Source organism: Actinomadura sp., from assembly GCF_044508335.1.
Lineage (GTDB): Bacteria > Actinomycetota > Actinomycetes > Streptosporangiales > Streptosporangiaceae > Spirillospora.
In genome coordinates, this window is the sequence record NZ_JBIQHY010000002.1 from 157,162 (window position 1) to 169,821 (window position 12,660).

The window sequence follows — 12,660 nt, forward strand, 5'->3', positions numbered from 1 at the left end:
TATGCGCGGCGGGCCGGTCGCGGACGTCCTTCACCGGCCACCGGTCAGGAACGTTCCCACCGGACGGAGCTGAGCGCGAGCAGGGCGACGTGGAACGACACGCACGACTCCACGTCGTCGAGATCGGCGTCGAGGACGCGCTCGATGCGGCGCAGCCGCTCGTAGAACGCGGGCCGGGAGAGGTGGGCCTGCTGCGCGGCGACGGCCTTGTTCCGCCCCGACTCGAGGTAGATCTCCAGGATGCGGGTGAGGTCGCTGCCGCGCTGCGCGTCGTACTCCAGCAGCGGCCCGAGCTCGCGTTCCACGAACGTCTGGACGCGGGCGTCGTCGCGGAGCAGGTGCAGGAGGCCGCGGAGGCGCAGGTCGGGGAGGCGGTAGAACAGGCGGGCGCCGGAGCCGCGGGCCGCGACGTCGGCGACCTGCTCGGCCTCCAGGAACGAGCGGCGCACGTCCTGGATCGACTCCACCACCGACCCGGCCGCCATCACCGTGCCGCCCGACTGCTTGCGGATGCGGGTGGCGACCTCGGTGAGCGCCGTCTCCACGTCCGCGCGGGCGGGCAGGGAGGCGAGCACGCCGACGCGGGCGTGCGGGCCGCCCTCGTCCAGGACGGCGACGAGCGCGGCCAGGCGGGCGTCCTTGCAGGCGGCGGCGGCCGTCTCGGCGAGCGCGGACAGCTCCCCGACCTGCGGCGCGGGCGTGCCGGGGCCGCGGTGCCGCAGCACCACGCCGAGCAGCCGGCGGCCGGACAGCGGCACGCCGAGCGCGCGGGCGCGGGCCGCGGCCTCCTGCGGGTCGGAGTAGGCGTGCGCGAGGATGCGGGCGATGATCGTCCCGTGCGCCTGCCGCTCGACGCTCTCCGCGTGCCGGTCGAGCAGCCGGCCGAGGGCGAGGGTGGTCGCGGCCCGCTCGATCAGCACGGTGTCGCGGGGCGACGGCGGCGCGCCGAGGTCGATGATCAGCCGGCCCCAGTCCTCGCCGCGCGCGCCGACCATGGTCACCAGCCACCCGGACACCGGGTCGTAGCCGGTGCGGCGGCCGGGCCGGACGGCGCGCGAGCGGGTCTCCCACGCCGACAGCAGCTCGGCCGGGTCGGCGCCGCCCGCGTCGGCGGCGAGGACCTGGTGGGCGAGGTTCTCCAGCACGACCGGGTGCCCGCCGAGCGCGGCGACCTGCCGGACGACCTCGTCGGTGGAGGCGCCCTCGACCGACAGCTGGGTGAAGATCTCGTGCAGCCGCTCGGAGGCGCGCAGCTCGGCGAACTGCTCCCGGACGATCCGGGCGTGCACCGCCTCGGTGATGTCGACGAACGCGGGCTCGTGCGCGAGGACGATCACCGGCAGGCCGTGCTCCTCGGCGGCGGCGGTCAGCGCGGGCGGCAGCACGCTGGCGTAGCGCCGGCCCAGCTCGATCATCAGCCCGCTGACCCCGACCTCGGCGAGGTCGGCGATGTAGGCGCGCAGCCGCGCCGGGTCGTCCGGCAGCGCGATCCCGGTCGTCAGCACCAGCTCGCCGCCGTGCAGCAGGTGCGCGATGTCGGTGACCTCGGCGACGTGCACCCACCGGACGCGGTTGCCCGTGCGGTCCGCGCCCGCGACGACGTGCGGCTGGCCGCGGCGCACCGCGTCGAGCTGGAGGACGTCGTCGACAGTGGGCAGCATCGCTCGCGATGATACGCGCGCGGCACCCGGCGCGAGCAGACCGTCAACGGGAGGCGCCCGGTCCTGACACTCTGCGGGTGGCCTGCGCGTTCCCCGCGGCCGACACTTGTGTCATGTCGGAACACGCGAACCTGCTCCGGCGCCACAGGGCGGTCATGCCGTCGTGGATGGCGCTCAACTACTCGGACCCCATCGAGATCGTCGGCGGCAAGGGCGCCCGCGTGACCGACGCCGAGGGGAACGGCTACCTCGACTTCTTCACCGGCATCCTCACGAACATGCTGGGCTACGACGTCCCCGAGGTGCGGGACGCGGTGGAGCGGCAGCTCGCGACCGGCGTCGTGCACACCTCCACCGCCTACCTGCTGCGCGGCCAGGTCGAGCTGGCCGAGAAGATCGCCCGGCTGTCCGGCATCCCGGACGCGAAGGTGTTCTTCGCCAACTCCGGCACGGAGGCCAACGAGACCGCGCTGCTGCTCGCCGCGTACGCGCGGCGCAGCGACCAGGTCCTCGCGATGCGGCAGAGCTACCACGGCCGGTCGTTCGCGGCGGCGGGCGTCACCGGCAACCGCGCCTGGACGAACCTGTCGTTCTCGCCGCTGGACGTCCACTTCCTGCACGGCGCCGACCGGCACCTCCCGCAGTTCGCCGGCATGTCCGACGAGCAGTACATCGACGCGTGCACGCAGGACCTGCGGCACGTGCTCGCCACCGCGACCGGCCCGGACGTCGCCGCGCTCATCGCCGAGCCGATCCAGGGCGTCGGCGGCTTCACGATGCCGCCGGACGGCCTGTTCGCCGCCTACAAGAGCGTCCTGGACGAGTCCGGCATCCTGTTCATCTCCGACGAGGTCCAGACGGGCTGGGGGCGGACGGGCCAGAGCTTCTGGGGCATCGGCGCCCACGGCGTCACCCCGGACATGATGACGTTCGCCAAGGGCCTCGGGAACGGCTTCGCGGTCGGCGGCGTCGTCGCGCGCGGCGACCTCATGGACGCCCTCCCCGCGCTCGGCATCTCCACGTTCGGCGGCAACCCGGTCTCGATGGCCGCCGCGAACGCGACGCTCGACTACCTCCTCGACCACGACCTGCAGGCCAACGCGGCGAAACAGGGCGCGACGATCATCGGCGGGCTGCGCCGGGCCGCCGAGCGGCTGCCGGTCGCCGGGGACGTGCGCGGCAAGGGCCTGATGTTCGCGGTCGAGCTGGTCGACCCGCGCACCGGCGAGCCGAGCCCACCGCTCGCCTCCGCGCTGATGGAGGCCGCCCGGGAGCGGGGGCTGCTCATCGGCAAGGGCGGCCTGTACGGCAACGCGGTGCGCATGGCGCCGCCGATGAACCTGACCGACGCCGAGGCCGCCGAGGGCCTCGGCATCCTGATCTCGTCTCTCGAGACCGTCAACGAGGAAGCCGCATGACCAAGCACGTCACCCACTGGATCGGCGGCAAGCCGTTCGACGGGCGGTCCGCACGGCGGGGCGACATCTACGAGCCGGCGTCCGGCCGGGTCGCCGGCACCGTCGACTTCGCCGGGCGGGACGAGGTCGGCGCGGCGGTGGCCGCCGCCAAGGCCGCGTTCCCCGCCTGGCGCGACGCCTCGCTCTCCCAGCGCACCAAGGTCCTGTTCAGGTTCCGCGAGCTGGTCAGCGCGCACCGCGACGAGATCGCCCGGCTCATCTCCGCCGAGCACGGCAAGGTGGTCTCGGACGCGGCCGGCGAGGTCGCGCGCGGCCTGGAGGTCGTCGAGTTCGCCTGCGGGATCCCGCACCTGCTCAAGGGCGGGTTCTCCGAGAACGTGTCCACCCGGGTGGACGCCTACTCGATCCTGCAGCCGCTCGGCGTGACCGCGGGCATCACCCCGTTCAACTTCCCGGCGATGGTGCCGATGTGGATGTTCCCGGTCGCGATCGCGTGCGGGAACACCTTCGTCCTGAAGCCGTCGGAGAAGGACCCCTCGGCCTCGGTCAGGCTGGCCGAGCTGTGGGCCGAGGCCGGCCTGCCGGACGGGGTGTTCAACGTCGTCCAGGGCGACAAGGCCGCGGTGGACGGGCTGCTGCACCACCCCGACGTGAAGGCCGTCAGCTTCGTCGGCTCCACCCCGATCGCCCGGTACATCTACGCGACGGCGGCGGCGAACGGCAAGCGGGTGCAGGCGCTCGGCGGCGCCAAGAACCACATGCTGGTGCTGCCGGACGCCGACCTCGACGCCGCCGCCGACGCGGCGGTGTCGGCCGGGTTCGGCTCGGCGGGGGAGCGGTGCATGGCGATCTCCGTCGTGGTCGCCGTGGACCCGGTCGGGGACGAGCTGATGGCGAAGATCCGCGAGCGCGTCGCCGGGCTGCAGGTCGGCCCCGGCGACCACCCCGAGTCGGAGATGGGCCCGCTCGTCACCCGGGAGCACCGCGACAAGGTCGCGTCCTACCTCGATTCCGGCGTCGCCCAGGGCGCCACCCTCGCGATCGACGGGCGCGACCCGGACGTCCTCGGCGGCGCCGGCGACGGGTTCTGGCTCGGCCCGTCCGTCCTCGACCACGTCACCCCGGAGATGGACGCCTACAAGGACGAGATCTTCGGCCCGGTGCTGTCGGTCGTGCGGTCCGCCTCGTTCGACGCCGCCATGGAGCTGATCGCCGCCAACCCGTACGGCAACGGCACCGCGATCTTCACCGGCGACGGAGGGGCCGCGCGCCGCTTCCAGAACGAGGTGGAGGTCGGCATGGTCGGCGTGAACGTGCCGATCCCGGTGCCGATGGCCTACTACTCCTTCGGCGGGTGGAAGGACTCGCTGTTCGGCGACAGCCACGCCCACGGCATGGAGGGCGTCCACTTCTACACCCGGACCAAGGCCGTCACCGCACGCTGGCCCACCGCGTCCCGGCCCCGCGGGCACACTCCGCGGCCCGCCGGTGGCGGCGGCGTGAACCTCGGCTTCCCGAACGGCGGCTGACCCGCCGGAGCGGCGCGCACGGCCGGTGACCCCCGCGGGCACCGGCCGTGCGCACGCGCAGGTCGGGCCGGTTTGGGAATTTCCCACGAACCCGACATTTCGTCGTTGATTTTTGTCCGCCCCCGCGCGACGAATAATGCCAACATCCATTGACGGGCTCTGTGTCCGGCGACACAATCTGACTGTCTCAATTAATTGAGGCGAAATTGAAAAGTCAGGGTCGGCAGTCAAGGGGTGCCGCGCTATGACCGCTGGCGACCACGCAGCAGAGGTGGACGCGCTGGGAAGGCGATTTCCGGGCTGGACCATTTGGTTCGGCCTGTGCACCGGCCACTGGTGGGCGCTGCCGCCCAAGGACCGCGACGTCGGCGATTTCCTGGAGGCCGACACCCCGCAGCGGCTCATCGCACGGATCGAGGTGGTCAAGCACGCCGCACCGAGGCGGCCGCCGGCGCAGCAGCCGGCACCTCGGGCCGACGGCCGACGGCCGTCCCGCGACACCCGGCCGGACGTGCGGCGTCCCTCGAACCTCCGTCGTATCGAGGGCGTCACACCGTCGCCGTTCGGCCGGGCACCGGCGATCGCGTGGCCGGGCAGCACCGCACGGTGATCCGCTGTTCCCCACCCCTCGCCACGCCCGCCGGTGCCGCCGCGGCCCCGGGAACGACGGCAGCCCGCGCCATATCCCTCTCCGGCAACCTCCGTGTATGGCGCGGACGCCAGCACCCGCCGTCCCCCGGGGCCCCGGCGGTTTATCCGTTAAGGAGCCGTCCGAAAAACCGCACATAATGGTGCGGTAATGGTCAGGTAGTTCTTACCTTCCGGAAACAGTGCCGGTACTTGTCCGAGTCGCGATCTTCGGTAATTGCCCGCCGGGCCGCCGCGCGGCGGAGGCGAAATCGCGAAACACCGGCGATCCAATCGCGCCGCCCCCCGGGTGCGACCGGAATGGCCGCGCGGGCCCGCCCGCGGCGCCCGTTCCCGGCGGGTGCGCGCCGTCCCGCCGCGCCGGACGCGCTACGCTGCGCCGATGGGCCCGTTCACGAGGGGGAGGGCCCTGGGCACGGATCGGGAGCGACATGCGGCGGACGGCCACACTTCTCCGCGGGCCGCGCGGCGGGGCGGCGCGCGTCAAGTCGGCCGGGGCCCTGGCCGCGGCCGCGGCGCTCATCGCGGCGGGCCTCGCCGGCTGCAGCGGGGACGGCGGCGCCGAGCCGGTCGCCGCCGCCAAGGCGGCGACCACCCTGGGCCCCGGCGAGGGCACGCTCAACCTCGTCGCGCTGCCGGGCGCGATCGAGAGCGGCGGCACCGACCCGCGCGTCGACTGGGTGACCCCCTTCCAGGAGCGCACCGGCTGCAAGGTCGGCCTGAAGGTCGCCAAGACGCCCGAGGAGCTCGCCGACCTCATGCGCGACGAGGACCGCCGCTACGACGGGGTCGCCGCTCCGCCGGAGGTCGCCGGCCGGCTCATCGCCGAGAACCAGGTCGTCCCGGTCAACACCGACCTCGTGGACGGCTACAAGAAGCTGGAGCCGAAGCTCCGCAAGCTGCTGGAGCGGGACGGCAAGCACTACGGCATCCCGTACGTGTGGGGCGCCAACCTGCTCGTGTACGACACGCGGACCGTCCCGCCGCCGGCGGGCTGGTCCGCGATCTTCGACCCCGGCCAGGCCCGCCGCTACTCCGGCAGGATCGTCATGCGCGACAGCCCGCTCGCGATCGCCGAGGCGGCGCTCTACCTCAAGGGGCGGGAGCGCAAGCTCAAGATCCGCGACCCGTATTCGCTGACGCCCCGGCAGCTCGCCGCCGCCGGGCGCGTGCTGGCGAAGCAGCGCCCGCACGTCGGGGAGTACTGGGCGATCCCCGCCGACGCGATCAGCGCGTTCGCCGGCGGGCGGGCCGTGCTCGGCCAGGGGTGGCCCTACCAGGTGGACGTGCTGAACCGCGCGGGCCGCCCGGTCCGCGCCGTCGTCCCGGCCGAGGGCGTGACCGGCTGGATGGACGCGTGGATGATCGGCGCCCGCGCCCAGCACCCGAACTGCATGTACCAGTGGCTGCAGTGGGCGGCGTCGCCGGACGTCCAGCAGCAGGTCGCCGAGTGGACCGGGGTGGCGCCCGCGAACCCGCAGGCGTGCTCGGGCGACCGGCTCCGGTCCGGCTTCTGCGCCGCCTACCACGTCGGCGACCGCGGCTACCTCGACAAGATCATTTTCGCGCACGCGCCGGCGAAGGCGTGCGGCGGCGAGTCGAAGAAGAACGACTGCACCGACTACGCCGAGTGGACCAGGGTCTGGATCGAGGCGACCCACCCGCAGTCGGCGAAGCCGCAGGCCAAGCCCTAGCGTCCCGCCGAGCCCGGATCGCCCGCCGGATCGCCCGCCCGGGTTACGGGAGGTCTCTCCGGCGCGCCCGGCCGCCCCCAGCCGGGCGCGCCTGCCGGGTGGTCCCGGGCTTCCCCCCGAACGCCCGGGTCACCCTTCTCCCTGGAGAGACCTCCACGACGACGGACGCGAGGCCCGCCGCCTTCGCCGGCGCCGGCTCCCCGGCCGGCCGTCCGGCATCCGTGGGCGACTCCCGTTGGCCCCGCCGCGGGCGGGGTGCCGGCGGGGCGGGTGCGCAGTCGTCGCACGCGAACACCCCGGACGAGTCCGGCAGGCGGCCGACGCGGACGCGCGGCCGGGGCCACCTCTTGCGGCAGACGACGCAGGCGTCGCCGAGGAGCTGAGCTGCGCTCAGCCCGCCCGGGTCGACCGTAGGCTCGTCTGTCCGGCCCATGTTCCATCCCCCTTGCGGGAGTCGCCTTGACACGTGACTCCTTTATAGGCGGGGCGGGGTGTTGGCACTGTTACCGAACGTGAAAAGAGCGGCAAAGCCTCTCGTGTCGGTTGGCCGCCCAAGAGCCGGCCGGCCCAGGTGCGCCGCCCGGGCCGCCGGCAGCGCTCCTACCAGGGCGTTTGCAAACCAGGGTTATGCGAACGCCGGTTGGGTAGTTTGCCTCCTTTTGGGGGTGTTGTACGTAGAAAGGAAGCATGTCGGCCCGGAACGTCGGTCCTCCGCACGCCCGGCCGCACAGGCTCCGCTCCGTACGGGAGCGCGTGACGCTGAACGAGGTCACCGCGCTCGGCTCCCTGACGGTGGCCGCGGTGGCCATCGCGGCCGCCGTGCTGCACCTGCTCGCGGGCACCGCCGCAGGCGTGCTCGTGACCGTCATGGCCCTGCTCGCCGCCGCCGTCGCCGCGGTCGGCTGCTGGCTCGTCCGGCACGCCGTGGCGCGGGCGCTCCAGCCGGTGGAGCGGCTCAGGGCGGAGCTCGTCGCCGCGGCCGACGCCGAGCCGGGCGCCCGCGTCGCCGTCCCGGCCACCGGCGACGACGTGGAGCGGCTGGCCGGCCGGGTCAACCTGCTGCTCGACCGGCTGGAGATCTCGGCCGCGCAGCGGCGCGCGTTCATCGCCGACGCCTCGCACGAGCTGCGCACCCCCCTCGCCGGCCTGCGGACCCGGATCGAGCTGGCCCTCGACGACCCCGACGACGGCGACCTCGCCGACAACCTGGAGCACGCGCTGGACGACGTCGAGCGCCTGCACCGGATCGTCGAGGACCTCTTCGTCCTCGCCCGCCTCGACTCCGGGGACCTGCCGGAGCGGCGGCGCCTCGACCTCGGGGCGCTGGTGGAGTCCGAGGTCGCCGGGCGGACCTCGGCCGTCCCGGTCACCGTCAAGGCGGAGTCGGGGATCATGGTCATGGGCAACCGGTCGCGGCTGGCCCGCGTCCTGATGAACCTGCTCTCCAACGCCGAGCGCTACGCGGTCGCGCGCATCGAGATCCAGGCCCGCGCCGTGGGGGAGGAGGCCGTCGTCGAGGTGCACGACGACGGCCCGGGCATCCCGCCGGACGCCCGCGAGCGCGTCTTCGAGCGGTTCGCCCGGCTCGACGCGGCGCGCAGCCGGGACAAGGGCGGCAGCGGCCTCGGCCTCCCGCTGGCGCGGCAGATCGCCATCGCCCACGGCGGGACCCTCTACGTCGCCAACGGCACCTACGGCGCCCGCCTCGTCCTCCGCCTGCCCCTCGCCCCCGACCCGCCGTAGCACCGCGCTCGCGCCGCGCCCGTGCCGCAGGGGGAGACCCGGGCGGGCGGATGTCCGAGAATGGAGCGGTGATGTCTCCCTCAAGCACCGACACGCCGGGCGCGTCCGCCCGCGAAGTGGTCGTCCTCGGCTCGACCGGCTCGATCGGCACCCAGGCGCTGGACGTGATCCGGCGCAACCCCGGCAGGTTCCGGGTGACCGGGCTCGCGGCCGGCGGCGGGCGGGTGGACCTGCTGGCCGCGCAGGCGCTGGAGTTCGCGCCCGAGGTCGTCGCGGTCGCCCGCGCGTCCGCCGCGCAGGACCTGCAGCTCGCGTTCTACGCCGAGGCCAAGCGGCGCGGCTACTCCTCCGGGGACTTCGCCATCCCGAAGATCGTGGCGGGCCCGGACGCGGTCGCCGAGGTCGCCGCCTGGCCGTGCGACACGGTGCTGAACGGGGTGACCGGCGCGCTCGGCCTCGCCTCGACGCTGGCGGCGCTGGACGCCGGGCGGACGCTCGCCCTCGCCAACAAGGAGTCGCTCATCGTCGGCGGCCCCCTCGTCAAGGAGCGGGCCCGGCCCGGGCAGATCGTCCCCGTCGACTCCGAGCACTCGGCCCTCGCGCAGTGCCTGCGCGGCGGGCGAGCCGAGGAGGTGCGGCGGCTCGTGCTCACCGCGAGCGGCGGCCCGTTCCGCGGCCGCGGCCGCGCCGAGCTGGCCGATGTCACGCCCGAGCAGGCGCTGAACCACCCCACGTGGGACATGGGCCCGGTCGTCACCATCAACTCCGCGACCCTGGTGAACAAGGGGCTGGAGGTCATCGAGGCGCACCTGCTGTTCGACCTCCCGATGGACCGGATCGAGGTCATGGTGCACCCGCAGTCGGTGATCCACTCGATGGTCGAGTTCACCGACGGCGCCACGCTCGCGCAGGCGAGCCCGCCCGACATGCGGCTGCCGATCGCGCTCGGCATCGACTGGCCCGACCGCGTCCCGGACGCCGCCCCCGGCATCGACTGGACGAAGGCCCACACGTGGGAGCTGTTCCCGCTCGACGACGAGGCGTTCCCCGCCGTCGCGCTCGCCCGCCGCGCCGGTGAGCTGGGCGGGACCGTACCCGCCGTTTACAACGCCGCGAACGAGGAATGTGTGGACGCGTTCCGCGCGGGGCGGCTCCCGTTCCTCGGGATAGTCGACACCGTCGCGCGGGTAGTGGAGGAGCACGGTCCGGGCACGCCCGGTGGCCTGACGCTGGACGACGTCCTCGCGGCCGACGAGTGGGCGCGGACCAGGAGCAGGGAACTGACCGGAACCGACTGACCCGGGGACCCCCGGGAACGAGCCCGAGGGGACCCGGATGGCCTTCTTCCTCGGCGCGGTGGCGTTCGTCGTCGCGCTGCTGGCGTCGGTGATGCTGCACGAGGGCGGCCACCTGCTCACCGCCAAGCGGTTCGGGATGAAGGCCACGCAGTACTTCGTCGGCTTCGGGCCGACCCTGTGGTCCACCCGCCGGGGCGAGACCGAGTACGGCGTGAAGGCGATCCCGCTGGGCGGCTTCGTCAAGATCGTCGGCTACACGCCGCTGGAGGAGATCGACGAGGCGGACCGGCCCCGCGCCTTCTACCGGCAGCCCGCCGGCCGCCGCGCCGTCGTCATCGGGGCCGGCGTCGTCGCCAACTTCGTGTTCGCGTTCGTGCTGCTGACGGTGATGGCGATGACGATCGGCGTGCCGCGGCCCGGCTCGGTGACCAGCACCATCGACGAGGTCTCCAGATGCGTGCCCGCCACCATGCGGGACGGCTGCGCCGCCGGCCGTCCGCCCTCCCCGGCGGAGCGGGCGGGGCTGAAGGCGGGCGACCGCATCGTCGCCTTCGACGGCGCGCCCGTCTCCGACTGGGACGACCTCACCGAGGCGATCGGCCGGACGAAGCCCGGGGAGACGGTCGGCGTGGTGGTGCGGCGGGCCGGCACGGGCCAGGAGGCGACGGTGCCGGTCACGCTCGCGGACGTCGGCGGAGAACCCTTCGTCGGCGTGTCCGCCAGGGTCGTCGGCGGCGGGTACGACCGGGAGGGGCCGCTGGACGCGGCCGCGTTCGCCGCCCGGGGCATCGGCCGGACGATCGAGGGCATCGGCAAGGTCGCGGCGGACCTGCCCACCGCGATCCCGAAGCTGTTCACGCCCGAGCGGGAGAGCACGCCCGGAGGCCAGGTCGGCAGCGTGGTCGGCGCCACCGAGGTGTCCGGGCAGATCTTCTCCTCCGACGAGACCGCCCGGGACAAGATCGCGCTGTTCCTGTCGCTGGTCGTGTCGGTGAACATCTTCCTCGGCGCGCTCAACGTCCTGCCCCTGCTGCCGCTGGACGGCGGGCACCTCGCGGTCGTCGCGTACGAGCGGGTGCGCGCGGGCGTCAACCGGATCCGGGGGCGGCCGGATCCGGGCACGGTCGACATGACCCGGCTGCTGCCGCTCACCTATCTGGCCGTCCTGCTGCTGGTGGGGTTCGGGGTGCTGCTGATCCTCGCCGACCTGTTCAACCCGCTGCAGTTGCCGAAGTGATCCGAGATGTTCACGGAGAGTGGCGCGCGGGTGACACTGTTGGATGCCGGGCGCCGTCACGTCGGCGGCACCGGGCGCTTAGGCTTTGTACCGGGGCCGCAAGCATGAGGAGAGGGATGAGCGTTTCACTGGGAATGCCTAATGTCCGCGGCGACGGCGATGGGCAGGGGGCGCAGGGTCCGAGCGCGCCCCGCCGCAAGTCCCGGCAGATCATGGTCGGGAACGTTCCGGTCGGGGGCGACGCGCCGGTGTCGGTGCAGTCCATGACCACCACCCTCACCGCCGACGTGAACGCCACGCTCCAGCAGATCGCGGAGCTGACCGCGTCCGGCTGCCAGATCGTGCGGGTCGCGGTGCCGTCGCAGGACGACGCCGACGCGCTGCCCGCCATCGCGAAGAAGTCGCCGATCCCCGTCATCGCCGACATCCACTTCCAGCCCAAGTACGTGTTCGCGGCGATCGACGCCGGCTGCGCGGCCGTCCGGGTGAACCCGGGCAACATCAAGAAGTTCGACGACAAGGTCGGCGAGATCGCGCGCGCCGCGAGCGACGCGGGCGTGCCGATCCGGATCGGGGTGAACGCCGGGTCGCTGGACAAGCGGCTCCTGGAGAAGTACGGCAAGGCCACCCCCGAGGCCCTGGTCGAGTCGGCGCTGTGGGAGTGCTCGCTGTTCGAGGAGCACGACTTCCGCGACATCAAGATCTCGGTCAAGCACAACGACCCGGTCGTGATGATCGACGCCTACCGGCGGCTCGCCGCCGCCTGCGACTACCCGCTGCACCTGGGCGTGACCGAGGCCGGCCCCGCGTTCCAGGGCACGATCAAGTCGGCGGTGGCGTTCGGCGCGCTGCTCGCCGAGGGCATCGGCGACACGATCCGGGTGTCGCTGTCGGCGCCTCCGGTCGAGGAGGTCAAGGTCGGCATCGCGATCCTGGAGTCGCTCGGGCTGCGCAAGCGGGGCCTGGAGATCGTGTCGTGCCCGTCCTGCGGGCGCGCGCAGGTGGACGTGTACACGCTGGCCGAGCAGGTGACCGCCGGGCTGAAGGACTTCCCCGTCCCGCTGCGCGTCGCCGTGATGGGGTGCGTGGTGAACGGCCCCGGCGAGGCGCGCGAGGCCGACCTCGGCGTGGCGTCCGGGAACGGCAAGGGCCAGATCTTCGTCAAGGGGAAGGTCATCAAGACCGTCCCCGAGTCGCAGATCGTGGAGACCCTCATCGAGGAGGCCATGCGCATCGCCGACGAGATGGGCATCGAGATCGGCGAGGACGGCTCGGTGACCGGGCCGGGCGCCGACGTCGTGGTCGGCTGAACGGTCGGCCGACCTGACGCGATAGCGAAAGCGGAAGGGCCCCGGGAGCGATCCCGGGGCCCTTCCGTGTGGTGCGCCCAGCATGGGCGATTGCTTGGGGGTGAAAGTCCCCTGGAGGAAGA

Annotated in this window: 9 protein-coding genes; 8 read left to right on the plus strand and 1 reads right to left on the minus strand. The window is 73.4% G+C overall.

Annotated elements, in window-relative coordinates; translation table 11 throughout:
- Positions 1-44: 44 nt before the first annotated feature.
- Positions 45-1,661 carry a PucR family transcriptional regulator gene (locus ACIWVC_RS01825; protein ID WP_396445950.1) on the minus strand — a complete coding sequence of 539 codons (1,617 nt, stop codon included), beginning with the start codon at positions 1,659-1,661 and terminating at the stop codon, positions 45-47.
- 113 nt (positions 1,662-1,774) lie between these two features.
- On the opposite strand from ACIWVC_RS01825, the gene ACIWVC_RS01830 reads away from it, so the two are divergent.
- The 8 genes from ACIWVC_RS01830 to ispG all read left to right on the plus strand — a co-directional run bounded on the left by ACIWVC_RS01830 (position 1,775) and on the right by ispG (position 12,538).
- Positions 1,775-3,079, plus strand: a complete 1,305-nt coding sequence (locus ACIWVC_RS01830; protein WP_396445951.1) for an aspartate aminotransferase family protein — start codon at positions 1,775-1,777, stop codon at positions 3,077-3,079.
- Positions 3,076-4,608 carry a CoA-acylating methylmalonate-semialdehyde dehydrogenase gene (locus tag ACIWVC_RS01835; RefSeq protein ID WP_396453731.1) on the plus strand — a complete coding sequence of 511 codons (1,533 nt, stop codon included), beginning with the start codon at positions 3,076-3,078 and terminating at the stop codon, positions 4,606-4,608. The genes ACIWVC_RS01830 and ACIWVC_RS01835 overlap by 4 nt, the downstream gene beginning before the upstream one ends.
- A gap of 244 nt (positions 4,609-4,852) precedes the next feature.
- Positions 4,853-5,218, plus strand: coding sequence for a hypothetical protein (locus tag ACIWVC_RS01840; RefSeq protein WP_396445953.1), 366 nt, complete (start codon positions 4,853-4,855; stop codon positions 5,216-5,218).
- A gap of 469 nt (positions 5,219-5,687) precedes the next feature.
- Positions 5,688-6,950: an ABC transporter substrate-binding protein gene (locus tag ACIWVC_RS01845; RefSeq protein ID WP_396445954.1), complete on the plus strand. Its 1,263-nt coding sequence runs from the start codon at positions 5,688-5,690 to the stop codon at positions 6,948-6,950.
- A 753-nt stretch (positions 6,951-7,703) separates the two neighbouring features.
- A complete protein-coding gene (locus ACIWVC_RS01850; protein ID WP_396453732.1) occupies positions 7,704-8,693 on the plus strand; it encodes a sensor histidine kinase in 990 nt (329 codons plus the stop codon).
- Positions 8,694-8,764: 71 nt separating this feature from the next.
- Positions 8,765-9,991, plus strand: coding sequence for a 1-deoxy-D-xylulose-5-phosphate reductoisomerase (gene dxr, locus ACIWVC_RS01855; RefSeq protein WP_396453733.1), 1,227 nt, complete (start codon positions 8,765-8,767; stop codon positions 9,989-9,991).
- A 37-nt stretch (positions 9,992-10,028) separates the two neighbouring features.
- Positions 10,029-11,228 carry a M50 family metallopeptidase gene (locus ACIWVC_RS01860; protein ID WP_396445957.1) on the plus strand — a complete coding sequence of 400 codons (1,200 nt, stop codon included), beginning with the start codon at positions 10,029-10,031 and terminating at the stop codon, positions 11,226-11,228.
- A 116-nt stretch (positions 11,229-11,344) separates the two neighbouring features.
- Positions 11,345-12,538: a flavodoxin-dependent (E)-4-hydroxy-3-methylbut-2-enyl-diphosphate synthase gene (gene ispG, locus ACIWVC_RS01865; protein ID WP_396445958.1), complete on the plus strand. Its 1,194-nt coding sequence runs from the start codon at positions 11,345-11,347 to the stop codon at positions 12,536-12,538.
- The last annotated feature ends 122 nt before the right edge of the window (positions 12,539-12,660 follow it).